Raw genomic sequence first — 25,131 nt, 5'->3', positions numbered from 1 at the left:
TTACTTCATTTATTAAGTGAGAGATATGGTATAATGGAGCTAAAGAAAAGGGAGAGTGGATATGAAAGACATTAGGCGGATTGAGCTGGCAGACCAAGTGGCTTTTGAACGGTTTCAAGCCATGATGTTGGCTGAAAAGGCTGCTGGCAATCCCTTTATTGAAACCAAGAAGGTCAATGATTTTCCAGCTTTTGTGGAAAAATCTCACCGTTTTGAAGATGAGACGGATGATCCTGACTGGGCACGGTCAACCACCTATTATTACTTTTTGGACGGTGAGATAGTGGCCAAGATTTCTTGCCGCTGGGAGTTAAAAGGGATGTTGTCCAGTATCGGCGGTCATATCGGTTATGCGACTAGAAAAGATTTTCGTGGTCGAGGTCTCATGACGGAACTTTTGGCCTTTGCCCTAGATAGATACCGTGAAAGGGGGATAGGGCGAGTTCTCATCGTTGCTTTACAAGCTAATGAACCCAGTCGTCGTACCATTGAGCGGGCAGGTGGGGTCTTGGAAAATATCATCAACCACGAGGGACAAGACTTTGCACGCTACTGGATTGATTTGGAGGTAAAGAAATGACAACAAATTTTATTTGGGATTTTGATGGCACTTTGGTTGACTCCTACGAGGCTATTATGGAGGCCATGGCGGTGCTTTATGACCATTATCAGTTGCCTTTTGAGGCGGAGAGCATTCGCCAGACTATTTTGACGACTTCAACAGGGCATTTATTCGACCAGCTAGTGGCAGATTATGGTTTGGACGGACAAGACCTACGAGAATTTTTTACACGAGAGCAGGAAAAACGAGATGACCGCATTGTTCTCCTGCCCCATGTGCGAGAGGCTCTGCAATTTACCAAAGATAAGGGCATTAGAAATTTTATCTACACCCACAAGGGCAAGACGACCCAGCAGGTTTTGGATAATCTCGGCATTGCTAGTGATTTTGTTGAAGTGGTGACAGCGGCCAACGGTTTTGAGCGTAAACCTCATCCAGCAGCTATTAATTACCTGTTGGATAAGTATGGCTTGGACAAGGCGAGTACTTATTACATTGGTGACCGGTTGATTGATGTTCAGGTGGCAAAGCAGGCAGGTATTCGGAGCATCAATCTTAATCTGCCAACGGATGATGTTAATCAGAAGATTGAAAGTTTGGCTGATTTGGCCAATTTATTTCAAAATAGTTAGCCTAAAGAGCAGTTTTCCTGTTTCATTCACGAATAACTAAGTAGGAGAGCAGTTTTCTCTCCTTTTTCACTTAAATTTTGTTATAATAGGACTTATGGTTGAATCATATAGTAAAAATGCAAATCACAACATGCGTCGTCCTGTTGTCAAAGAAGACATTGTTACCTTGATGCGTCAGCGACAGGCTGATAACCAAGGCCATTTAAAGCTTTTGGCTGATTTTGCCAAGGCAGAAAATATCCCCATTATTCCACATGAAACAGTGGCTTATTTTAGGGTACTGATGCAGACCTTACAGCCCCAAAAAATCTTGGAAATTGGCACGGCCATTGGTTTTTCAGCCCTTTTGATGGCAGAATATGCCCCCAACAGTCAGATTACCACCATTGACCGCAATCCTGAGATGATTGGTTTGGCCAAGGAAAATTTCGCCAAATATGATAGCCGCCGGCAAATTACCCTGCTGGAAGGAGACGCGGTTGACCTGCTGGCAAACTTAGAGGACACCTATGATTTGGTCTTTATGGACTCGGCCAAGTCAAAGTACATTGTCTTTCTGCCAGAGGTACTGAAACGAGTTTCAGTTGGTGGCTTGATTGTCCTTGATGATGTCTTTCAAGGGGGTGATGTGGCTAAGCCGATTGAGGAAGTTCGTCGTGGCCAACGGACCATCTACCGTGGCCTGCAAGCCCTTTTTGATGCCACCTTGGACAATCCTGATTTGACCGCTAGTCTTTTGCCTTTGGGGGATGGTCTCTTGTTGTTACGTAAAAATGTTGCTGAGGTCAAGTTGACAGATTAAGCAGAATTTAAGAAAAAATGATATACTAATACAGGTTAAGAGTAAAAGGAGTAAAAATATGAAGAAAAAATTTGCCGCAGGTTTAGTAACCCTGCTATCAGTGGCCACCTTGGCAGCCTGCTCAAACAGTAAAGAAAATACATCGGTAGTGACCATGAAAGGTGATACGATTACCGTGTCTGATTTTTATGAACAAGTCAAAACGAGTACTGCTGCCCAACAATCAATGTTGACATTGGTCCTTTCACGTGTTTTTGAAGCCCAATATGGGGATAAGGTTTCTGATAAAGAAGTTACTGAAGCCTATAATAAAACAGCAGAAAGCTATGGGGCCTCTTTCTCACAAGCCTTGACAGCGGCAGGAATGACTACAGATTCTTATAAGCAAACCATTCGTCTGCAAAAATTGATTGAATACGCGGTCAACAAGGAAGCTGAGAAAGCCTTGACTGATGAAAATTATAAAAAGGCTTATGATAGTTACACGCCAGAAGTATCTGCTCAGATTATCAAATTATCTGATGAAGCAAAGGCTAAATCAGTCTTAGAACAAGTCAGAGCAGAAGGAGCGGACTTTGCAGCCATTGCTAAAGAAAATTCAACAGATTCAACAGTGGATTATAGCTTTGATTCTGCTAGCACTAATCTACCTGCAGATGTGAAAAATGCAGCCTTCGGTCTAGGAGTGGACAGCATTTCTGAGGTCTTGACCGTTTTGGATAATGCAACCTACACAACGAACTACTATATTGTTAAGGTAACCAAGAAGACTGAAAAAGCAGCTGATTGGAAAACTTACAAAGACCAGTTGAAGAAAATTATTTTGGCAGAGCAAACAGCTGATGGCAGTCTACAAAAGAAAATTATTACAGAAGCCTTGCAAAAAGCTAATGTGAAGGTTAAGGATCAAGCTTTTGCTGGTATCCTATCACAATTTGCCTTGTCAGACAGTTCATCAAGCACTGTGCAAACATCAGACAGTAGCTCAAGTGCGGCTTCAACGGAGGCAAGTTCAGAAAGTTCGGCCTCAGAGTCTTCAGACAGTAGCTCAAGCGAGGCGGAATCAAGTTCTTCAGCCCAATAATTGACAGTTACCAATTGACGAAAAGGTCTTAAGCCTGTATAATAGTCATATCAAGAATTGATTTTATCTATCTTGGCCCAGAAAAGTGGCGGTTGTTGCGAGCCATGCAAGGGAGAAATCATGCTACTTGTGTCTGGATTTATCACATAGTTAATGAGAATGACAAGGTCATTGAATGAGGGTGGTACCGCGGTTTTTCGCCCCTCGTTTAGTGTTCTTGTCGTTTTTTGTATAGGGAGGTGACCTGATGAAGACCTTTTATCTCAAGGAAAAGTTTTGGTCCTGGACGGATGATTTTTATGTCACGGATGACCGAGGGCAGGCTTGTTATCAAGTAAAGGGCTCTTTCTTCAAATGGGCTAAGGAATTTACCTTGCTTGATTTGGCTAATCGCCCCGTAGCTCGGGTAAAGAACCATTTATTGTCTTTTCTACCTCGCTTTACCATTGAACTGGCTAATGGGCAGAGATTTTTGTTGGAAAAGAAATTGAGTTGGTGGCGGGCTCGTTATGAAGTGGCAGGTCTGGGACTAAAGGTCAAGGGTGACTTGTTAGCCATGAACTTTACCTTGACCAAATATGGTCAGGAAATTGCCAAAGTGAAACAAGAATGGTTCAAGATGACACATAGCTACCGTGTTAAGGTCCATGACGACCAGTACAGTAGTCTAGTACTTGCCTTGGTCATCGCCATTGAATATGTGAAAGACAGTCAAATAAGTCGCAAAGCTTAAAAGGAGAAATAATCTAATGAAATACATGACATCTGCACAAGTTCGCCAAATGTGGTTGGACTATTTTGCCTCAAAAGGACATGCCGTTGAGCCATCAGCCAATCTGGTGCCAGTCAACGACCCTACTTTGCTCTGGATTAATTCTGGCGTGGCAACCTTGAAGAAATATTTTGATGGGACAGTGATTCCGGATAACCCACGCATCACCAATGCCCAAAAGTCTATCCGTACCAATGACATTGAAAATGTTGGTAAGACAGCTCGTCACCATACCATGTTTGAGATGTTGGGGAACTTCTCAATTGGGGATTATTTCCGTGATGAGGCTATTGGCTTTGCTTTTGAGCTTTTGACTAGCCCAGACTGGTTTGATTTCCCGCTGGATAAGCTTTACATGACCTACTATCCAGATGACAAGGATTCTTATAATCGTTGGATTGAGTTGGGGGTTGACCCAAGTCACTTGATTCCTTTGGAGGATAATTTCTGGGAAATTGGGGCAGGCCCATCAGGTCCTGATACGGAAATCTTTTTTGACCGTGGCCCAGACTTTGACCCAGAAAATATCGGCATTCGCCTTTTGGAAGAAGATATTGAAAATGACCGTTATATTGAGATTTGGAATGTCGTTCTGTCACAATTTAACGCTGACCCAAGTGTGCCACGCAGTGAGTACAAGGAATTGCCAACTAAAAACATTGATACGGGGGCAGGTTTGGAGCGCTTGGTTTCTATTGTCCAAGGGGCTAAAACCAACTTTGAAACAGACCTTTTCATGCCAATCATCCGTGAAGTTGAGCAAATTTCAGGCAAAACCTACGACCAAGATGGCGACAACATGAGTTTCAAGGTCATCGCAGACCACATTCGTTCGTTGGCTTTTGCCATCGGTGATGGGGCACTGCCAGGCAATGAGGGACGTGGTTATGTCCTACGCCGTCTGCTTCGTCGGTCAGTCATGCACGGCCGTCGTCTAGGAATTACCGAGCCTTTCTTGTATAAGCTGGTTGTCATTGTCGGTCAGATTATGGAAAGTTATTATCCAGAAGTCTTGGCTAAGCATGATTTTATTGAAAAAATCATCAAACGTGAGGAGGAAACTTTTGCTCGCACCATTGATTCTGGTTCCGTCCACTTGGAGCAACTCTTGGCTGAACTCAAGGAAAAAGGGCAAAGCCAACTGGATGGTAAAGATATTTTCAAACTCTATGACACTTATGGTTTCCCAGTTGAATTGACCGAAGAATTGGCTGAAGATGCAGGCTTTAGCATTGACCATGACGGTTTCAAGGCAGCCATGAAAGAGCAGCAAGATCGTGCGCGTGCTAGTGTGGTCAAGGGTGGCTCCATGGGCATGCAAAATGAAACCTTGGCAGGTATTGTTGAGCCATCACGCTTTGTTTATGGGGCAGAAACATTGACCAGTCAGTTGTCTGTCATTGTTGCCGATAATGAGCGGACAGAAATGGTTTCAGAAGGTCAAGCCCTACTGGTCTTTGAACAAACACCATTCTATGCTGAAATGGGTGGTCAGGTCGCTGACCATGGTTGGATTAAAAACAATCAAGGCGATGTGCTGGCCAAGGTTATTGACACCCAGAAAGCGCCAAATGGTCAGGCACTTCATACGGTAGAAGTCTTGGCTAGTCTGGCTGTGGGGACAGAGTATGTCCTTGACATTGACAAAACACGCCGTCATCGGGTCATGAAAAACCATACTGCAACTCACTTACTCCATGCAGCCCTTCATCATGTCATTGGTGAGCATGCGACTCAGGCTGGCTCACTGAATGAAGTGGAATTCCTACGCTTTGACTTTACCCACTTTGAGGCGGTAACGGCCGAAGAACTTCGTCGTATTGAGGAAGAAGTCAATGAGCAGATCTGGAATGCTATTCCAGTAAGGACGGTTGAAACAGATATTGACAGGGCTAAAGCGATGGGTGCCATGGCTCTCTTTGGCGAGAAATATGGTAAGGACGTTCGTGTGGTGACCATTGGTGATTATTCTGTTGAGCTTTGTGGTGGTACCCATGTTGGCAATACGGCTGAAATTGGTGTCTTCAAGATTGTCAAAGAAGAAGGAATCGGCTCTGGCACTCGCCGTATCCTAGCAGTGACTAGCCGAGAGGCCTTTCTTGCCTACCGTGAACAAGAAGATAGCTTGAAGGCGGTGGCAACAACTATCAAATCGCCACAAATCAAGGACGTTCCTAACAAGGTGGCTAGCCTACAAGAGCAGGTTCGTGACTTGCAAAAGGAAAATGCAGAGCTGAAAGAAAAAGCAGCTGCGGCTCAAGCAGGTGATGTCTTTAAGAATGTTCAAGAAGTCAATGGTATCTCTTACATTGCTAGTCAAGTGGCCGTTTCAGATGCAGGAGCTCTTCGTACTTTTGCCGATAATTGGAAGCAAAAGGACTATTCTGATGTTCTTGTCTTAGTGGCTGCTATTGGCGATAAGGTCAATGTCTTGGTGGCTAGCAAGACTGACCAGGTTCATGCTGGTAATCTGATTAAAGTTTTGGCGCCAATCGTATCAGGTCGTGGTGGCGGTAAGCCAGACATGGCTATGGCAGGTGGAACAGACAGTTCTGCTATTGAGCAATTATTGGCTAGTGTGGCTGATCAATTATAAGCTAGTCTCTTACATCAGGTTTGAAGTGGATTTTCTAAAAATCCACTTCAATTTTTTAGGGCAAGAGAAAAACTCTCAGCCGACTAGCTAAGAGTTAGTGAGAGTAGGCTTAGTTGCTCTGCTTTTTTCCCAAGAAATACTTGCTGATGACGAGCAGGTAGCCGACAAGGACATAGCCGATAAAAATGCCCAATGAATTTTGTAGAACGGTAGGCCAGCCATATTTACCAACATTGATGAAGAAATAAGGGAAAGGACTATCGGTTGCACCGGGAACGGGTAACTTGGTAACCAGTCCATTGAATATGGCAAAAAGGCTATAAAAAAGAGGCGTTAGGCTCCAACTGAAGGGGTCGGACCAGCGGTAGACTTTTCTAGTGTCTATTAATAGAGTATCCAAGATTAAAGCGATGGGAACAATATAATGGACTAAGAAATTACGCACATTCCAGAAGTCTTCTGGTTTGGCCAAGGGAGCTAAAAGAAAATGGTAGATAACGAAAGTAATGGTAATGGCCATAGTAACGCCGCCCTTGATACGAAGTAGTTGCTTATCTTGGTTAAGAGGATTCTCTTTTTCGTTAAGGCAGAGAAAAATGAGGAAGCTAAGTACTAACATGTTGGACAAGACAGTATAGTAGAGTAACATGCCCCAGCCATCTTCAGCAATCTGTAGGCTGACTCCAAAGATGCCTAGGCTGGCGATGAGGGCCCAGTAAACAAGTCTTTTAGACATAAAAATTCCTTTCTGTGGATAAGATTAAATACTTATTATATCTCACTTAATCCTTAAATTTCAAGCCAGATGGCTCAGGATATGATACAATAATATTATTATAACAAAAGGAGAGGATTATGCCTATTTGGCAACGGACAATTAAGCTAGCCTTGGCTTTTAGTTTAGCCATCTATTTTGCTAATCAGCTAGGGTTGTCCTATGCTAGTTCGGCAGGTATTATAGCCCTGTTAAATGTGATGGATACTCGGCGTTCATCGCTGAAAATAGCCAATCAACGGTTACTTGCAGTAGTCTTGGCTTTTTTAATTGCTAGCATACTTTTTGCTATTTTTGGCTATCACCTCTGGGTTTTGGGACTCTATTTGATTAGTTATGTTCCTTTGGCTCATAGATGGCATTTGGCGACCGGTATTGCCCCGAGTACGGTTTTAGTGAGTCATCTTTATGGAGAAACCAGTATTGCTTGGGAGTGGCTAACGAATGAATTGAGCTTGTTTTTATTGGGAACAGGCTTTGCTCTTTTGGTTAATGCCTATATGCCGTCTTACCAGGGACAACTTGATGATTACCATCAAAGGGTAGAGGAGAGTTTACGGGCTATTTTAGGACGCTTTAGTGTTTTTTTAGACAGTGGAGATGGGCGAAACCAAGCACAAATGATTGATGACCTAGACCGGCTATTGGCCCAGGCTCAGGAAGTGGCTATCCTAGAAGAGCGCAATCAATTATTTCAGCAGGCTCATCATTATCAGTTGCATTATTTTAGCATGCGGGAGAGTCAGGCTCAGCTCTTGCGACAGATGGCAGGTCAGGTTAACCGCTGTTATCAGGCTAGCCAAGAAAGTCGGGTTTTAGCTCAGTTATTTCGACAAACTGCCCAGGAACTAAGTCAAACTAATCCTGCCCAAGGCTTATTGACAGAGATTGAGCAGCGTCGAGACTTTTTTCGTCAAAGAGCCTTACCACAAACGCGTCAGGAGTTTGAGACTAGAGCCCTGCTCTTTCAACTCCTAAATGACCTTGAACGTTTTATTCAGTTAAAGGTCAATTTCTATCAACACTATCAAGAGGAAGAAGGAATCTAATGAATCAGCTTATTTGTCCCCATTGTCAAACGGCATTTACAGTCAACGAAAATGACTATCATCATTTGTTAGAGCAAGTGCGAAGCAATGTTTTGGAAGACGAGATTGCGAGGGAGAGAGCCCATCTGGCAGAAGAGGCCAAGTACCAACTACAAGCAGCCATGACCAGTAAAAATCAAGAACTGGCTGATTTAAGACTGGCCTTAGAAAAGCAAGTGGCTCAAGAACGTGAGAAAAACCAAGAGGCCTTGATGGCAAAAAAGGATGAGATCCAACAGTTACATCATCAACTAGATAAGTTGAGTTTAGAAAATCAGGCTAGCTTAAAAGCAGCTGTGGCGGGCTTGGAAAAGGAGCGAGATGAGTTGCAAAATCAGCTTCTCTTGCAGGAAAAGGAAAATGATCTGTCATTGGTGGCTCTGCGGCAGGATTTTGAAAATCAGCTAAAGGCTGCCAATGAGCAGGTGGAATTCTATAAAAACTTTAAGGCTCAACAATCGACCAAAGAAATCGGTGAAAGTTTGGAGCGTTATGCCGAAACCGAGTTTAACAAGGTGCGGCAGTTGGCCTTTCCCAATGCCTATTTTGAAAAGGATAACCAGCTTTCTGAGCGAGGGTCTAAGGGCGATTATATCTACCGTGAGCTTGATGAGCATGGTGTGGAGCTGATTTCCATTATGTTTGAGATGAAAAATGAGGCTGATACGACCAAAACCAAGCATAAAAATGAAGATTTTTTCAAGGAATTGGATAAGGACCGGCGAGAGAAAAAATGTGAATATGCTGTGCTGGTAACCATGCTGGAAGCTGATAATGATTATTATAATACAGGTATTGTTGATGTCAGTCACCGCTATGACAAGATGTATGTGGTCAGACCCCAATTTTTCATTCAGCTGATTGGTATTCTCCGCAATGCTGCCATGAATAGTCTTAAATATAAGCAGGAATTGGCCCTTATTCGAGAACAAAATATTGACATCACTCATTTTGAAGAGGACTTGGAAACCTTTAAGACAGCCTTTGCTAAAAATTACCAAAGTGCCAGCAAAAATTTCCAAAAGGCCATTGATGAGATTGACAAGGCCATTAAACGCATGGAAGCGGTCAAAGCAGCCCTGACCACCAGTGAGAATCAACTACGTCTGGCCAATAATAAGTTGGATGATGTGTCCGTTCAAAAATTGACCCGAAAAAATCCGACCATGAAGGCCAAGTTTGAGGAGCTTAAATCATCATAGAAGAGAAGGCAGGAAGGGATTTTTTGCCTTCTTTTGCTTTTGTGATATAATAGCAGGTATGGTAAATGGAATTATCAATTTGAAAAAAGAAGCTGGCATGACCAGCCATGATGCCGTTTTTAAATTGCGTCGATTATTGCAGGAAAAGAAAATCGGTCACGGTGGAACTTTGGATCCTGATGTGGTTGGTGTCTTACCGATTGCAGTAGGCAAGGCGACCCGAGTGATTGAATACATGACCGATAGTGGCAAGGTCTATGAGGGAGAGATTACCTTGGGCTATGCCACGACGACAGAGGATGCTAGCGGCCAAACCATCGAGGTGAAACCGGTGGCAGCAGATTTAACTCAAGTCCAAGTGGACCAAGCCATGGCGACTTTTGTGGGTGAGATTACCCAGATTCCGCCCATGTATTCGGCTGTTAAGGTCAATGGACGCAAGCTATATGACTACGCTCGGGCTGGAGAAAGTGTTGAACGGCCTCGTCGTCAGGTCAAAATTACCAGCTTTGAGCGGACCAGTGACTTGCTAGTCAGCGATGGCCTTTGTCGTTTTAATTTCCGTGTCGCTTGTAGCAAGGGGACCTATGTCCGCACCTTGGCAGTTGACTTGGGCCGAGCTTTAGGCTACCCTAGTCATATGTCTGCCCTTGTTCGCACAGCCTCTGCAGGTTTAACTCTAGAGACAGCCCTGACCTTAGATGAGATTAAGACCAAGCTTGTTCAAGGAGATTTCAGTTTCCTTTTGCCAGTGGAATATGGGGTTAAGGAGCTATCTCGCGTTGAGATTAGTGCTGAGGACAAGGTTGAACTAGCTTATGGCCGGTCAATTCGTTTGCCTGATCACGGCCAATTAGTGGCTGCTTTCTATCAAGGTCGATTGATTGCGATTTTAGAAAAACGATTAGCTCTTTATAAACCACGTAAAGTATTTGAAACATGAACATAAAAAAACTTAAAGATTACAAGGATATAAAAACCAATCAGGATGTTGTTTTAGTCCTCGGTTATTTTGATGGGCTTCACTTGGGGCATCAGGCTCTGTTGAGAGAGGCTAAAAACATAGCAAATCAAGCGGGTGGCAAGGTATTGGTTTTAACCTTTCCTGAAAGTCCTCAGCTGGCTTTTCAGAAATTTAGTCCAGAACTATTGTTACATATTAGTTCTCCAGAAAAGCGTTATGAAAGATTTGCCGCCTATGGCGTCGATGAGCTTTATTTGCTAGATTTTACCAGCTCTTTTGCCCAACTGACAGCGGCTGAATTTTTAACAGACTATATTGGCCGTATTGCCCCCCTTGCAGTGGTTGTTGGCTTTGACTATAAGTTTGGCCATGATGGTAAGGATGGTGCTTATTTGGCTCAAGCCTTATCTGTGCCAGTACGAATTGTTGAAGAGGTCAAACAAGGTGATGAAAAAATTAGCTCTACTCGAATTCGAGCCCTATTAAAAGAAGGTAAGGTGAAGGAGGTCAACCAGTTATTGGGATATGACCTCTCAATTACTGGGCTAGTTGTTCATGGCGACGCCAGAGGGAGATTGTTAGGGTTTCCCACAGCCAATCTCGCTTTGTTGGATCGGGTCCATCTGCCTGCAGAGGGTGTTTATGTCACTAAGGTTAGGGTAGGACAGCAAGATTATCGGGCCATGACCAGTATTGGTAAAAATGTCACTTTCGGTGGAACAGAACTGAGGATTGAATCTCATCTGTTTGATTTTACTGGAGATATCTACGGGGAAAAAATTGACATTTTTTGGCTAGATAAGATCAGAGAAATGGAGAAATTTTCCGAAATTAATCAACTCGTTTTGCAATTAAAAAAAGACCAAAAAATTGCCAAAAATTGGAAGTAACGCTAGAAAATAGGGTGATAATTTGATATAATGAAAAAAAGAGATTTTTAATGCTGGAAAGTTTATGGAGTGCATTGTATGATTACCTTATTTTTATCTCCTAGTTGTACAAGCTGTCGCAAGGCGAGGGCTTGGTTAATCAAACATGGGCTTCCCTTTGTGGAGCATAATATTATGACCAACCCATTAAGTCGTGAAGAGTTAATGGGAATTTTGGCTTTGACCGAAAATGGCACTGAAGATATCATTTCCACACGCTCTAAGATTTTTCAGCGGTTAAACATTGATGTGGAAGAAATGTCCATTACAGAATTAATGACCTTGATTTCAGAAAATCCAAGTTTGTTACGACGACCGATTATTATGGATAGCAAACGGATGCAGATTGGCTTTAATGAAGACGAAATTCGAGCCTTTTTATCAAGAGATTATCGTAAGCATGAGCTGAGACAGGCGACGATTAGAGCAGAAATAGGAGAAGGTTAACCTATGAAAAATTACACTTATCCGATTGATTTATCCTGGAGCACTGACGAGATAACATCAGTGCTTCATTTTTTCAGTAAAATTGAAGCGGCTTATGAGACCCGTGTGGACACTACTGAGCTTTTGGTCGCCTATGATCATTTTAAACAGATTGTTCCAGGCAAGGCTCAAGAAAAGCAATTGGACCGTGAGTTTGAAAAGCTCAGTGGCTATTCAACCTATCAAGCGGTAAAAAAAGCCAAGGAGTTGGGGAAAGGATGGTTGTCACTTGGAAAATAAGTATCATTTTGCCTGCCAACTCATCAGAGAGGCAGGGCAATTTATCAAAGGCAGAATGACCTCAGACTTAGATATTGAGGAAAAATCTGGTTTTGGTGACTTGGTCACCAATATGGATCGAGAGACCCAGGATTTTTTGATTGCCGGCATCAAAGCAAGATACCCAGATGATGCCATCTTAGCTGAAGAAAATGGGGTCACACATGACATCAAAGATGGTAGGGTCTGGGTTTTGGATCCTATTGATGGTACGGTCAATTTTATTGTCTTGCAAGATGATTTTTGCATCATGATGGCTTACTTGGAAGATGGTGTCGGTCAGTTTGGTTTGATTTATCAGGTTATGGCTGACAAACTTTATAGTGGTGGTGGCCAATTTGCGGTTGTTTGTAACAAGGAGCCCCTTCCAGTCTATCAAGAGCGTCAGCTAGCACAGAGCCTGTTTGCTTGTAATAGTCGTATGTACGCACAAAATACAGGAGGTGTGCGTCAGCTATTGGATCAATGTCTGGGTATTAGGATGTATGGTGGCGCCGGTATTAGCATGAGTAAGGTCTTAAGTGGGCAACTGCTGGGCTATTTTTCAAGGATTCAGGTGTGGGATTATATGGCGGCCAAAATTATGGGGGAAGGCTTGGGTTATTGCCTTCTGACCTTGGACGGTCAAGAACCTGACTTTAAGACAAGACAACAGGTCATGTTTATTCCAAAGGCTAAGTTGACTGAGGTGTTGAGTTACTTGAAAGGGGTAACAATCTAATGTCAGATATATTGCCAGATTAGTTGGGAGTATAGTATAATAGACTTATGACACTACCTAAAGAATTCACGACTAAATATAAGCAGCTTTTAGGGGCTGAAGCTGAGAACTTTCTTGCAACTTTTACGGAGAAACCTGTGGCTGGTTTTCGGTCTAATCCCTTAAAGAAAGCTCAGCAGTCTTTTGAAAATCCCATTCCTGAGACTCCTTGGGGTTATTATGGCAAGGTATCAGGGAGGTCTAAGGAACATGTGACAGGCTTGGTTTATTCACAAGAACCAGCAGCCCAGATGGTGGGACAAGTGGCTCAACCCAGTCAGGGCACGCGTGTTTTGGATTTAGCAGCAGCTCCGGGTGGAAAAAGTACCCATCTCTTATCTTACCTTCAAAATACAGGGGTTTTGGTGAGCAATGACATTTCTAGTAAGCGTAGCCAAATTTTGGCTGAAAATATTGAGCGCTTCGGTGCCCGAAATGTGGTGGTTTTGAATGAAAGGCCCGAGCGATTGGCTAAGGTTTTCCCAGGGTATTTTGACTTGATTGTGTTTGATGGTCCCTGTTCGGGCGAAGGCATGTTTCGTAAGGACCCTGAGGCTAGCCAGTATTGGTCAATCGACTACCCAAAAGAATGTGCAGCCTTACAAAAGTCTATTTTAAAACCAGCCCTGGACATGTTGGCTCCTGGCGGACGTTTGGTTTATTCAACATGCACTTGGGCACCGGAAGAAAATGAGGATGTTGTTGACTGGCTATTACAAGAGTATGATAACTTAGAGTTGTTAAATATTCCCAAAATAAATGGTATGGTGTCGGGTCTTAATCAGCCACAGACGGCTAGGATGTATCCCCATCATTTTGCCGGGGAGGGACAGTTTGTTGCTCATTTTCAAGACAGACGGTCGCCAGAGGAGTCTAATTATCGTCCAGCCAGGTCTAACATCAGCAAGAGTCAATTAGAAGATTGGCAGACCTTTGCTAAGAGTTACCTCAAGGTAAGCTTATCTGGTATTTTGCAAGTCTTTGGTGATCAACTTTATCTTTTGCCAGAAGATTTACCGGATTTGTCTAAACTAAAGATAGCCCGCAATGGGCTCCACTTAGGAACCTTCAAGAAAAATCGCTTTGAACCCTCCTTTGCTCTGGGTTTGGCCTTAACGGCTGATGAAGTCAAACAAAGTATTGATCTTGATGACGATGCTTTTAGGCGTTATGTAGCGGGCGAAACGATCAATTTGGAAGAAGATAGGGAGACTGGTTGGTATCAAATTTTGGTTGATGGCAATGGTTTGGGCTTTGCCAAGATTGTGGGTAAGGTGATTAAGAATTATTATCCCAAGGGATTACGATTTCACTCATAAAGGAAAGAAAGATGAAAAAACAGATAAAATTAGCGATGCTAGGCACAGTGGTTTTGGCTAGTTTCGGCTTGGCTGGCTGTGCCAGCTGGATTGATAAGGGCGAATCGACAACAGCTGTTGGTTCTACAGCTCTTCAACCTCTCGTTGAGGCAGTTGCTGATGAATTTTCTAAACAGAATATTGGAAAATACATCAATGTTCAAGGGGGTGGCTCAGGGACAGGCTTGTCGCAGGTTCAGTCAGGGGCTGTGGAGATTGGGAACAGTGATTTGTTTGCTGAAGAAAAATCAGGAATTGATGCTTCAGCCTTGGTTGACCATCAGGTTGCCGTTGTGGGTGTTGTTCCCATTGTTAACCGAAAGGTCAAGGTAGATAATCTCAGCGTAGAGGAGTTACGGAAAATCTTTACAGGTGAGGTTAAAAACTGGAAGGAATTAGGCGGTCAAGACCTGGTTATTACAGTAATCAACAGAGCTTCGGGATCAGGTAGTCGTGCTTCATTTGATAGTTCGATTATGGGAGACAGTCAGCCCAAGAAGGCCCAGGAACAGGATTCAAACGGAATGGTGCGGAGCATTGTTTCGCAAACACCTGGAGCAATTTCCTACCTAGCCTTTTCTTACACAGATGATACGGTTAAGACCTTAAAGCTCAATGGTTATGCTCCAACGGCAGAAAATGTCCAAACCAATAAATGGCCTATCTGGTCTTATGAACACATGTATACCAAGGGCAAACCTAGCGCTTTAGCCCAAGAGTTTCTTGACTACATGATGAGTGATGATGTCCAAAATACGGTCATCAAGGAAATGGGTTATATCTCAATTAAGGATATGACGGTCAAAAAAGACGCCAATGGTGTCGTAACGGAGAAATAAGATGGCTAACGATATTTCAAAACGTTTATTATCAACTTCCAAAAATTCTAAGTTGGAAAAATTTGGTAAGACAATTACCTTCCTATGTTTGGTGCTGATTGTCTTTGTAGTCGCTTTAATTTTGTTATTTGTGGCACAAAAAGGTCTGTCAACCTTCTTTGTTGATGGGGTTAATCTGTTTTCCTTCTTGTTTGGCACAAACTGGAATCCGTCACAAACTGATGCCAACGGTTTACCTGTATTAGGGGCCTTACCCATGATTGTAGGATCTTTCTTGGTAACCTTTTTATCAGCCCTCTTGGCAACTCCTTTTGCCATTGGTGTCGCTTTATTTATGACGGAAATTTCTCCTAAACGAGGCTCTAAAATTATGCAACCAGCTATCGAGTTGCTGGTGGGGATCCCTTCTGTTGTTTATGGATTTATCGGATTAACGGTAGTGGTGCCGGCTGTCCGCTCTGTTTTTGGCGGTTCAGGATTTGGTATCCTGTCAGGGGTTTTTGTTCTCTTTGTCATGATTTTACCAACGGTGACCTCAATGACAGTAGATTCTCTGAAGGCTGTGCCACGTCATTACAAGGAAGCAAGTTTAGCCTTAGGCGCTACCCGTTGGCAAACCATCTCCCGTGTGATTTTACAGGCTGCTAAGCCAGGTATTCTAACTGCCATTGTCTTTGGGATGGCCCGTGCCTTTGGTGAAGCTTTAGCCATTCAAATGGTCGTTGGAAATGCAGCGCTGATGCCAACCAGTCTCATCACGCCAGCCTCAACCCTAACCTCAGTGTTGACCATGGGTATTGGAAATACGGTTATGGGAACAGTACGTAATGATGCTCTTTGGAGTCTGGCATTGATTCTTTTATTGATGAGTCTCTTCTTTAATTCGATGATTAAATTGATTACACGTCCGAAAGGTAAGAAAAACTATGTACGCTAAAAAAATTGATAAGGTGGCCACAGGTGTCCTCTATGGCATTTCAGGATTTGTCTTGCTTATCTTGGTCAGCCTGATTGGCTATATTCTCTTTCGTGGGGTATCGCACCTATCATGGTCCTTTGTTTTTGGACAGTCTAGTGCCTATAAAGCCGGAGGTGGTATCGGGATTCAGCTTTACAATAGTATTTTTCTCTTAGTGGTGACCTTGCTGATTTCTTTTCCCCTGTCTTTGGGAGCAGGTATTTATCTATCTGAGTATGCTAAGAAGGGGCCGGTAACGCTTTTGGTACGCAATGCCATTGAGATTTTGAGTTCTTTACCATCTGTAGTAGTGGGCCTCTTTGGTTTTTTAGTCTTTGTTGTTCAGATGGGGTATGGGTTTTCTATCCTTTCTGGTGCCATGGCTTTGACGATTTTTAACTTACCAATGATGACCCGCAATGTTGAAGAAAGCTTAAAAGCGGTCCATCACACCCAACGTGAAGCAGGCTTGGCCTTGGGTCTATCTCGCTGGGAAACCATTATTCACGTGGTTGTACCAGAAGCCTTGCCAGGGATTATTACAGGGATTGTCCTTGCTAGCGGTCGTATTTTTGGGGAAGCGGCAGCCTTGATTTACACTGCGGGTCAATCGGCACCAGCCCTTGACTGGTCAAATTGGAATCCACTGAGTGTATCAAGCCCTATTTCCATCTTCCGTCAGGCGGAGACCTTGGCTGTTCATATTTGGAAGGTTAATGGAGAAGGGCTCTTGCCAGATGCTATCCAGGTTTCTGCGGGTAGTGCGGCTATTCTCTTGTTCTTTATCCTTATCTTTAATTTTTCGGCACGTTACTTGGGTCGGAAAATCCATGCTAAATTGACATCGCAATAAAGGAGAATCATGGTAGAATATAACTGGAATGAAAAGCATATCATTACCTTTGACCAGGATAAGTTGGCTTTGGAGACCAAGGATTTACATGTCTTTTACGGTCAAAAGGAATCCATCAAAGGGGTTGATATGCAGTTTGAAAAACATAAAATTACTGCTTTGATTGGTCCATCAGGTTCAGGAAAATCCACCTTTTTGCGTAGTTTGAATCGAATGAACGACACCATTGATATTGCTCGGGTAACTGGTGAAATTTGGTATGAAGGTTTGGATGTTAACCGACCAGAAATCAATGTTTATGAGATGAGAAAGCAGATTGGGATGGTTTTCCAGCGACCTAATCCTTTTGCCAAGTCCATTTATCGCAATATCACCTTCGCTCATGAGCGGGCTGGGGTCAAGGACAAGGCATTCTTGGATGAACTGGTTGAAACCTCACTTAAACAAGCGGCCCTTTGGGACCAGGTCAAAGATGATTTGCACAAGTCAGCCCTTGCCTTATCTGGTGGTCAGCAGCAACGGCTTTGCATTGCTCGTGCTATCGCAGTCAAGCCTGATATTCTCTTAATGGATGAACCAGCCAGTGCCCTTGATCCGATTTCAACCATGCAGGTGGAAGAGACCATGTTGGAGTTGAAAAAAGATTACACGATTATCATTGTGACCCATAATATGCAACAGGCTGCTCGCTCAAGTGATTATACCGCCTTTTTCTACAATGGCGATTTGATTGAGTACGATCAAACCAAGAAGATTTTCCAAAATGCTAGTTGTCAGTCAACCAATGACTATGTGTCAGGACGCTTTGGTTAGAAAGGGAAGAGAAATGGTAGATCCAATTTTACATATTAGTGACATTTCCCTTTACTATGGGAAGAAGAAGTCCTTAAATAATATTTCCATGGATATTTTTCCAAACGAAATCACTGCCTTTATCGGCCCGTCAGGTTCAGGAAAATCAACGCTCTTACGGTCGATTAACCGCATGAATGATCTGATTCCTAATGTGACCATCACAGGATCCATCATGTATAAGGGGCATAATATTTATAGCCCACGGATGGACACGGTGGACCTACGCAAGGAGATTGGCATGGTGTTTCAGCAACCCAATCCCTTCCCCATGTCAATTTATGATAATGTTGTCTATGGCTTACGCTTAAAAGGGGAGAAGGACAAGGCCAAGTTTGATGAAATTGTGGAAACCTCTTTGAAACAGGCTTCCATCTGGGATGAGGTCAAGGACCGTTTGCATGATTCAGCCCTCGGTTTATCTGGTGGTCAACAACAACGGATTTGTATTGCACGGGTGCTGGCGACCAGTCCAGAGATTATTCTTTTGGATGAGCCAACTTCAGCTCTTGACCCCATTTCCTCAAGTAAGGTAGAAGAAACCCTCTATGAGTTAAAATCTTCTTACACGCAAATCATTGTGACCCATAGTATGCAGCAAGCCAGTCGTATTTCAGACAAGACAGCCTTTTTCTTGAACGGTGATTTGGTGGAATATGATAATACCAAAAAAATCTTCCTTAATCCGTCTAAACAGGAGACAGAAGATTACATTACTGGTAAATTTGGATAGAAAAAGGAGCTCTTTATGTTACGCACACAATTTGAAGAAGAATTAGAAAAATTACACAATCAATTTTACTCGATGGGCACAGAAGTATTAGCTCAAATCAATAAGACCGTTCGTGCCTTTGTTAGTCACGATGTCGATTTGGCCCAAGAAGTCATTGACGAAGATGATGTGGTCAATGAATACGAGGTCAAACTTGAGAAGAAATCACTAGAAATCATTGCTTTGCAACAACCCATCGCCCAAGACCTACGTAATGTCATCACCGTCTTGAAGGCATCTAGTGATGTGGAGCGGATGGGAGACCATGCCGTGTCGATTGCCAAGGCAACCTTGCGAATGCAGGAAGAAAGTCAGTATTTGGTTGGTATTGAAGCTGAAATTAAGAAGATGGGGCGTGCTGTTAAAGCCATGGTTGAAGAGGCTCTTGATGCCTATGTCACTAGCGATGCAGACAAGGCTCGTGATGTGGCCAAGATTGATGCTGATATTGACAATTATTTCCGTACCATTCAAAGTCAGGCCATTGAAGAAATTCGTCAAAATCCAGATGCAATTTTTGCTGGTAAGGAGTATTTCCAAGTCTTGCTTTACTTGGAACGCATCGGCGATTATGCCAAAAACCTCTGTGAGTGGGTTGTTTACCTAAAAACTGGTAAGATTATTGAATTATGATATAATAAGGACAAACAAGGAAGTACAAGGATTACTTCCTTTCCGTCTATATTGAAAAGGAGAAAACGATGGAAAAAGTTGAACATTTAATCCAACGATTTGTGCCGGAACACTATGAACTTTTCTTGGATATTAACCGTAAGGACAAGGTTTTTTCAGGTCGAGTTTTAGTCAAGGGAGAGGCACTGGAGCAGACCGTGGCCTTTCATCAGAAGGATTTAAGCATTGAAACAGTTAGGGTTGCCGGTGAGAGTCTGAACTTTACCGTTAATGACGACTTGGAAGAGGTCCGATTTGAGCTAGCAGCGATAGGACAGCAAGATATTGAGTTGACCTTTTCAGGTCAGATTACAGACGGCATGACTGGCATGTACCCGTCCTACTACCAGCTTGATGGGGTCAAAAAAGAAGTGATTTCCACCCAGTTTGAAAGTCATTTTGCCCGTCAGGTTTTTCCAAGTATTGACGAGCCGGCAGCCAAGGCAACCTTTGATTTGACCATTACCTTTGACCAGCAGGAAGGGGAAATTGTTCTAGCTAACATGCCTGAAAGACTAGCAGGTCAAGGTAGGGAGACTGGGATTTGGGCCTTTGAAACCAGCCCTCGCATGTCCACTTATTTGTTAGCTTTTGCTATTGGTGAGCTACATAGCCAGTTGACAACAACCAAGAGCGGGGTAGAGGTAGGCATTTTTGCAACCAAGGCTCATCAGTCATCTAGTTTGGATTTTGCCTTAGATTTTGCTAAACGTGTCCTGGAATTTTATGAAGATTATTTTGGGGTGCCATATCCGCTCAAACAGTGCTACCATCTTGCCCTACCAGATTTTTCAGCGGGTGCCATGGAAAACTGGGGCTTGATTACCTATCGTGAAATCTACCTGTTAGCTGATGACAATTCCAGTCTCATGTCGCGTCAGCAGATTGCTCTCGTTATCGCCCATGAAGTGGCTCACCAATGGTTTGGTAACCTAGTGACCATGTCCTGGTGGGACGATCTTTGGCTCAATGAAAGTTTTGCCATGATGATGGAAAATCTGGCTGTTGATGCTCTAGAACCAAGTTGGCAGATCAAAAATGACTTTAACATTTCGTCAGTCCCTCATGCTCTTAATCGTGATGCGATTGACGGCGTCCAGTCAGTCCATGTTGCGGTCAACCATCCAGATGAAATCCAAACCCTTTTTGACTCTGCCATTGTCTACTCTAAGGGAAGTCGTCTCATGTTCATGCTCTATCATTGGTTGGGCAAGGAAGCCTTTGTGGCTGGTTTGAAAGACTATTTCGTGGCTTATCAGTATGGTAATACCGTTGGGCAAGATTTATGGCAGGCCTTGTCACATCATTCAGATAAGGATGCGGCTGATTTTATGACTGCCTGGTTGGAACAGCCTGGTTTTCCTGTGGTCACAGCCAAGGTGGTTGATGACAACTTGATTCTTAGCCAAAAGCAATTTTTTGTCGGTCAGCATAAGGACCAAGGACGCCTTTGGCCAATTCCGCTCAATAGCAACTGGACTGGTTTACCAGAAACCTTGACCCAAGAAAGCCTGGTAATTCCTCATTATAGCCAGTTGGCGGCAAATAATACAGGAGCTTTACGCCTTAATCTCGGCAATAACGCCCACTATATCACTGCCTACCAAGGTCAATTACTTGATGACTTGATGGCAGATTTTGCTAGTCTATCTCAGTTAGACAAGTTACAACTTGTTCAAGAATTTTCGCTCTTGGCTGAGGGTGGTGTGATGGCTTACGCTGACTTGCTACCTTTCTTGGACTTGTTGAGTGATGATAGTTCCTACCCGATTGTTTCAGCCCAGCAACAAATTATTGCTGGCTTGAGGGATATGATTGATGAGAATTCTCCAGCTCAAGCAGCCCTCAAAGAGCGTGTTAATCGTAGTTTGATGGCTAGCTATGAACAGTTGGGCTTTGACATCAAGGACAGTGATAGTGATGAAACGGAAAAAGCGCGTCTATTTGTCCTACTAGCCATGACCTGGGCAGGGAATGAGCAAGTTATTGCTCAAGCCAGAGCCATTTATGACCAGTATGCAACTAATATGGAAGACATGCCAGCTAGCCTCCGTCAAGTGGTTTTGAGCACTCAGGTGATGGTTGCTGAAAGTCAAGAACTGGTTGACGCTTATCTGGCTCAATATGTTAAGACACATGATGCTAGATTGCGTTCGGAGTTGTGTTTTGCCCTCTCTCGGACCAAGTCACAAGAAACAGTAAATAAAATCTTGGCAGTTTTGAAGGACAAGGATGTGATTAAGCCACAAGATTTATCCACTTGGTATTATTCTTTCTTGCGTTCTGATTTTGCCCAAGAAGCTTTCTGGACTTGGGGACGAGAAAACTGGCAATGGTTGAAAGAAACCTTTGCTGGTGACATGAGCTATGCTGACTTTGTTGAGAGCGCAGCCGATGTCTTTAAGACAGAAGAACGTTTGGCAGAATTTAAGGCCTTTTATGAACCGGAGATGGAAGATTTGGCCCTCAAACGGGAGATTGTCATGGGGCTTCGTAACATTGACTCGAAGATTGAGCTGATCAAGGCCAATAAAGCAGCCTTGGAGGCTGCCCTAGAAGATAACTAATACAAGAGGGGCTAGATATGGCCTCTCTTTAGTCTGACTTAAGGAAACTGTGCTATATTAAAGGCAGTGAGGATAGTTTATGATTAAAATATTGTTAGTTGAAGATGATTTGAGTTTATCTAATTCAGTGTTTGACTTTTTAGAAGATTTTGCGGATGTCATGCAGGTTTTTGATGGTGATGAGGGACTGTATGAGGCAGAAAGTGGTGTTTATGACCTGATTTTGCTGGACCTTATGTTGCCTGAAAAGGATGGTTTTCAAGTACTTAAAGAACTCCGCGAAAAAGGCGTGATGACCCCTGTCATTATCATGACGGCCAAGGAAAGTTTGGATGATAAGGGGCATGGCTTTAAGTTGGGGGCAGATGATTATATCACCAAGCCCTTCTATCTAGAAGAATTAAAAATGCGGATTCAGGCCTTATTAAAACGTTATGGAAAATTGAGTGAGAATAGTTTACAATATGGCGATTTAGAAATCAATCCACAGACCAATCGGGTCCTGGTCCAAGGAAAAGATGTGGAATTGTTGGGGAAAGAATTTGATTTGGTGGTTTATTTCTTACAAAATCAAAATGTTATTCTGCCTAAATCTCAGATTTTTGACCGGATTTGGGGCTTTGATAGCGACACCACTATCTCCGTTGTGGAAGTTTATGTGTCTAAGGTGCGTAAGAAACTCAAGGGGACAGATTTTGTGGCTAATCTGCAAACCTTGCGCAGTGTGGGGTATATTTTAAAGCATGTTGACTAGGATTAGACGGCTCCTAAAGTCAGAGAATTTTCCCTTCTTTGTTCATTTTTTGGGGGTCTTTACGGGCATTTTTTTGGTCATGACAGTTATTATTCTCCAAGTCATGAGTTTTGGGATTTATACCTCAGTAGATTCTAGCTTACGAACGGCTAAGAATGATATTGATTCCTATATTACCCTAGCCATGATTAAGAATGATTTGTCGTTGCGGTCAAGCAATCAATCACAGGTGATTGAACCACCCAGTGAGGTGGTGGCCAATACTGATATTATCCTTTATAATGCTAAGGGAGAGATTATTAATGCCATAGATGGTCTGTCAGGCTTGGAATATATGGAGTTAGACAAGGAAAATCTAAATAGTATTATCAAGGTATCCTTGAAAAATATTTCAGGGAAGATTTTGGAATATCGAGCTCTGGCCATTCCGGTGAAAAATCTGGCCTATCCCAATGTGGCTTATGCTATGATTGCCATCAATACCAATCAGTTGGAGGAAGCTAATCTTCGCTATTCACGACTGATTATTACGGTCATGATTGTCTTTTGGATTGTTTCAGTGGGAGCTAGTGTTTATTTGGCCAAGTGGAGTCGGCGCCCCATTTTGGAAAATTACCAAAAGCAAAAGACCTTTGTTGAAAATGCTAGTCATGAATTACGGACCCCTTTAGCAGTTTTACAAAATCGACTGGAAACCTTGTTTCGTAAGCCAGAGTCTACCATTATGGACAATACGGAAAATATTGCCTCTAGCCTGGATGAAGTAAGGAATATGCGGCTTTTGACCACTAATTTACTGAATTTGGCACGGCGTGATGATGGCATTAAACCCGAAATTGTTGAGATTAAACCGGACTTTTTTGATGAGATTTTTGATAATTATCAAATGATTGCAGCGGAACAGGAAAAATCGTTTCAGGCTCATAATCGTGTTCAACAGGTGGTTAAATCGGATAAGGTCCTTTTAAAACAGTTGATGACGATTTTGTTTGATAATGCCATGAAATACACGGATAAGACCGACCATATCGTGCTTGAGGTGATAGCGAGGGACAAGTTCTTACTTATTCGGATTTCTGATACGGGGATTGGGATTAGTGCTCAGGATAAACAACATATCTTTGATCGCTTTTATCGAGTGGATAAGGCTAGAACCAGACAACGCGGTGGTTTTGGGTTAGGACTTTCCCTGGCCAAGCAGATTGTTGACTCGCTGAAAGGCAGTATCACGGTCAAGGATAATTCGCCCAAGGGAACGATTTTTGAAGTCAAATTATAAAAAAGAGTTTCGTCATGAAACTCTTTTTTAGTCTTGGTTAGAAATCGAAGCACCTGAGGTGACATCCGACCAGCCCACTAGAGCCTGACCGCTATCTTCTAAATAGCTAGCCAGTAGGTCAGAAATTTCCTGGGTATATTGGAAGATACCTATGAGATTTTTTTGGTCATCGTAGAGTGTTTGAAAAGACTGCACAATTTTTTGGTCAAAGCTTTCTAAACTAAGGGGGAGATGCAAAACACCGGTGGAACTAGCCTTGAGGTCCTGTAATATCCAATCTTCCAAGGGAGGAATGTCCTCATCCAAGAAGAAAAAACTACCGTCGGCTCGTCCATTACTATAAATCAGCTGGCCATCAGGGGCAAAAAAGCTGACCCGCCAAGGGAGATAGTCTAAGAAAGACTTGCTGGTCTGCTGGATAAATTGGTGGATGTCTTTGCTGACTTTCCAAGGGGAGTCAGTTGGGTCAACCACGAGACTGGGCAAGTCTGTCTCAACTGGCTGGGTGGTCAAGATTCCCTGATAGGCTCTCAGGTCAGTTTGGGTCAGCTCTGCCATGTCACAAAAGGTCCAAGTGGCTAAATCAGCAAAATAAGGGGCGATGTCTTGCCAAAAGGTCAAAACCTGTGTCTCCTTGTAGAGGACTAAAAAATCAGCTTTCATCATAATCCTATCTTATGTTTTTTTGTCAAAAAATGCAAGCATGTGCTATACTGGAAAAAAAGAAAGGTCTTAATGTGATGACGAGAATAAATCCTTGGGTTCTTTTAGCCCAGAACAGCGAGCTAGTGACAGAGAGGTTGTGGCTACGCCCCATGACTTTGGCAGACTTGGCTGATTATAGCGAATTTAATCAAGATGATGACCTCCTAAAATATAATTATCCGGCCAGTAACTCTCAGGCGGAATCTTTGGAGGCTCTGGTCTTGTGGTATTTGAAAGCCCCTTTGGGACGCTATGGGATTGAACTGAAAAGTGAGGGGAAGCTGATTGGTAATGCCACTATTTATCTAGATGAGGACTTAGAGCGGGCAGAGATTGGCATTACCCTCAATCGAGCTTACCATCATCAGGGCTATGCTGTTGAAAGTATGACTGCCCTGCGAGACCTTGTGCTCAGCTTGCCCAATATTCGTTTGGAAGCGACTTGCGATGAACGAAACCAGCCTAGTCGAGCAGTTTTGGAAGCTATCGGGCTTAGCCTAGTTGAGCGACAAGAAAATGCTACCAGTTTAAGAGGAGAAAAGATTGTTTCCTTACGTTATCGGTGGTTGGGTGATAAAAAAGATTAGCCCT

Annotated in this window: 26 protein-coding genes; 24 read left to right on the top strand and 2 right to left on the bottom strand. The window is 43.1% G+C overall.

The window, feature by feature from the left end; all coding sequences use genetic code 11:
* Window positions 1–61: 61 nt before the first annotated feature.
* From FRX57_RS02050 to alaS, 6 genes are all read left to right on the top strand, one after another.
* A complete protein-coding gene (locus FRX57_RS02050) occupies window positions 62–580 on the top strand; it encodes a GNAT family N-acetyltransferase (RefSeq protein ID WP_146566134.1) in 519 nt (172 codons plus the stop codon).
* On the top strand, window positions 577–1,194 hold the full coding sequence (locus tag FRX57_RS02045) for an HAD-IA family hydrolase (protein ID WP_146566132.1): 618 nt from the start codon (window positions 577–579) through the stop codon (window positions 1,192–1,194). Before FRX57_RS02050 ends, FRX57_RS02045 begins: the two co-directional genes overlap by 4 nt.
* A 94-nt stretch (window positions 1,195–1,288) precedes the next feature.
* Window positions 1,289–1,996, top strand: coding sequence for an O-methyltransferase (locus FRX57_RS02040; RefSeq protein WP_146566130.1), 708 nt, complete (start codon window positions 1,289–1,291; stop codon window positions 1,994–1,996).
* A gap of 58 nt (window positions 1,997–2,054) precedes the next feature.
* A complete protein-coding gene (gene prsA / locus FRX57_RS02035) occupies window positions 2,055–3,080 on the top strand; it encodes a peptidylprolyl isomerase PrsA (RefSeq protein ID WP_146566128.1) in 1,026 nt (341 codons plus the stop codon).
* Between the two features lie 247 nt (window positions 3,081–3,327).
* Complete coding sequence (locus FRX57_RS02030) at window positions 3,328–3,813, top strand: LURP-one-related/scramblase family protein (RefSeq protein ID WP_146566126.1); 486 nt, start codon at window positions 3,328–3,330, stop codon at window positions 3,811–3,813.
* Window positions 3,814–3,829: 16 nt separating this feature from the next.
* Window positions 3,830–6,448 (top strand): alanine--tRNA ligase, encoded by a 2,619-nt coding sequence (gene alaS / locus FRX57_RS02025; protein WP_146566124.1) that lies wholly within the window; start codon window positions 3,830–3,832, stop codon window positions 6,446–6,448.
* A gap of 109 nt (window positions 6,449–6,557) precedes the next feature.
* On the opposite strand, the gene FRX57_RS02020 is transcribed toward alaS, so the two are convergent.
* Window positions 6,558–7,184 carry a Pr6Pr family membrane protein gene (locus tag FRX57_RS02020; protein ID WP_146566123.1) on the bottom strand — a complete coding sequence of 209 codons (627 nt, stop codon included), beginning with the start codon at window positions 7,182–7,184 and terminating at the stop codon, window positions 6,558–6,560.
* Window positions 7,185–7,303: 119 nt separating this feature from the next.
* Between FRX57_RS02020 and FRX57_RS02015 the strand changes: the two genes are divergently transcribed.
* The 17 genes from FRX57_RS02015 (at window position 7,304) to FRX57_RS01935 (ending at window position 23,835) form a co-directional block, all read left to right on the top strand.
* Window positions 7,304–8,272: an aromatic acid exporter family protein gene (locus tag FRX57_RS02015; RefSeq protein WP_146566121.1), complete on the top strand. Its 969-nt coding sequence runs from the start codon at window positions 7,304–7,306 to the stop codon at window positions 8,270–8,272.
* Window positions 8,272–9,513, top strand: coding sequence for a DUF2130 domain-containing protein (locus tag FRX57_RS02010; RefSeq protein WP_146566119.1), 1,242 nt, complete (start codon window positions 8,272–8,274; stop codon window positions 9,511–9,513). Before FRX57_RS02015 ends, FRX57_RS02010 begins: the two co-directional genes overlap by 1 nt.
* 58 nt (window positions 9,514–9,571) lie before the next feature.
* Complete coding sequence (gene truB, locus FRX57_RS02005; protein ID WP_146566117.1) at window positions 9,572–10,456, top strand: tRNA pseudouridine(55) synthase TruB; 885 nt, start codon at window positions 9,572–9,574, stop codon at window positions 10,454–10,456.
* Window positions 10,453–11,367 (top strand): bifunctional riboflavin kinase/FAD synthetase, encoded by a 915-nt coding sequence (locus FRX57_RS02000; protein ID WP_146566115.1) that lies wholly within the window; start codon window positions 10,453–10,455, stop codon window positions 11,365–11,367. The genes truB and FRX57_RS02000 overlap by 4 nt, the downstream gene beginning before the upstream one ends.
* A gap of 78 nt (window positions 11,368–11,445) precedes the next feature.
* On the top strand, window positions 11,446–11,853 hold the full coding sequence (locus tag FRX57_RS01995) for a Spx/MgsR family RNA polymerase-binding regulatory protein (RefSeq protein WP_146566113.1): 408 nt from the start codon (window positions 11,446–11,448) through the stop codon (window positions 11,851–11,853).
* Window positions 11,854–11,856: 3 nt separating this feature from the next.
* Window positions 11,857–12,132, top strand: coding sequence for a UPF0223 family protein (locus FRX57_RS01990; protein ID WP_146566111.1), 276 nt, complete (start codon window positions 11,857–11,859; stop codon window positions 12,130–12,132).
* Complete coding sequence (locus tag FRX57_RS01985) at window positions 12,122–12,892, top strand: inositol monophosphatase family protein (protein WP_146566109.1); 771 nt, start codon at window positions 12,122–12,124, stop codon at window positions 12,890–12,892. Before FRX57_RS01990 ends, FRX57_RS01985 begins: the two co-directional genes overlap by 11 nt.
* 47 nt (window positions 12,893–12,939) lie before the next feature.
* Entirely contained in the window at window positions 12,940–14,250 is a 1,311-nt protein-coding gene (locus FRX57_RS01980) for an RsmF rRNA methyltransferase first C-terminal domain-containing protein (RefSeq protein WP_146566107.1), read from the top strand.
* Between the two features lie 11 nt (window positions 14,251–14,261).
* Entirely contained in the window at window positions 14,262–15,128 is an 867-nt protein-coding gene (locus FRX57_RS01975) for a phosphate ABC transporter substrate-binding protein PstS family protein (RefSeq protein WP_146566105.1), read from the top strand.
* 1 nt (window position 15,129) lies between these two features.
* Window positions 15,130–16,065 (top strand): phosphate ABC transporter permease subunit PstC, encoded by a 936-nt coding sequence (pstC, locus tag FRX57_RS01970; protein ID WP_146566103.1) that lies wholly within the window; start codon window positions 15,130–15,132, stop codon window positions 16,063–16,065.
* A complete protein-coding gene (gene pstA, locus FRX57_RS01965) occupies window positions 16,055–16,939 on the top strand; it encodes a phosphate ABC transporter permease PstA (protein WP_146566101.1) in 885 nt (294 codons plus the stop codon). Before pstC ends, pstA begins: the two co-directional genes overlap by 11 nt.
* A 9-nt stretch (window positions 16,940–16,948) precedes the next feature.
* On the top strand, window positions 16,949–17,752 hold the full coding sequence (pstB, locus tag FRX57_RS01960) for a phosphate ABC transporter ATP-binding protein PstB (protein WP_146566099.1): 804 nt from the start codon (window positions 16,949–16,951) through the stop codon (window positions 17,750–17,752).
* 13 nt (window positions 17,753–17,765) lie between these two features.
* Window positions 17,766–18,524 carry a phosphate ABC transporter ATP-binding protein PstB gene (pstB, locus tag FRX57_RS01955; protein ID WP_146566097.1) on the top strand — a complete coding sequence of 253 codons (759 nt, stop codon included), beginning with the start codon at window positions 17,766–17,768 and terminating at the stop codon, window positions 18,522–18,524.
* A 15-nt stretch (window positions 18,525–18,539) separates the two neighbouring features.
* Window positions 18,540–19,196 carry a phosphate signaling complex protein PhoU gene (gene phoU, locus FRX57_RS01950; RefSeq protein WP_146566095.1) on the top strand — a complete coding sequence of 219 codons (657 nt, stop codon included), beginning with the start codon at window positions 18,540–18,542 and terminating at the stop codon, window positions 19,194–19,196.
* A 68-nt stretch (window positions 19,197–19,264) separates the two neighbouring features.
* Entirely contained in the window at window positions 19,265–21,802 is a 2,538-nt protein-coding gene (locus FRX57_RS01945) for a M1 family metallopeptidase (protein ID WP_146566093.1), read from the top strand.
* 79 nt (window positions 21,803–21,881) lie between these two features.
* Window positions 21,882–22,556: a response regulator transcription factor gene (locus tag FRX57_RS01940; protein ID WP_146566091.1), complete on the top strand. Its 675-nt coding sequence runs from the start codon at window positions 21,882–21,884 to the stop codon at window positions 22,554–22,556.
* Window positions 22,546–23,835: a sensor histidine kinase gene (locus FRX57_RS01935; protein ID WP_146566089.1), complete on the top strand. Its 1,290-nt coding sequence runs from the start codon at window positions 22,546–22,548 to the stop codon at window positions 23,833–23,835. Before FRX57_RS01940 ends, FRX57_RS01935 begins: the two co-directional genes overlap by 11 nt.
* A 27-nt stretch (window positions 23,836–23,862) precedes the next feature.
* On the opposite strand, the gene FRX57_RS07730 is transcribed toward FRX57_RS01935, so the two are convergent.
* A complete protein-coding gene (locus FRX57_RS07730) occupies window positions 23,863–24,501 on the bottom strand; it encodes a hypothetical protein (RefSeq protein ID WP_246100893.1) in 639 nt (212 codons plus the stop codon).
* A gap of 74 nt (window positions 24,502–24,575) precedes the next feature.
* Here FRX57_RS07730 and FRX57_RS01925 point away from each other — a divergent pair, with 74 nt between their 5' ends.
* Window positions 24,576–25,127, top strand: a complete 552-nt coding sequence (locus FRX57_RS01925) for a GNAT family N-acetyltransferase (RefSeq protein ID WP_146566691.1) — start codon at window positions 24,576–24,578, stop codon at window positions 25,125–25,127.
* Window positions 25,128–25,131 lie beyond the last annotated feature (4 nt).

Source organism: Streptococcus cuniculipharyngis (assembly GCF_007859195.1).
Classification (GTDB): domain Bacteria; phylum Bacillota; class Bacilli; order Lactobacillales; family Streptococcaceae; genus Streptococcus; species Streptococcus cuniculipharyngis.
This window is presented reverse-complemented; position numbering and strand designations above follow the sequence as displayed.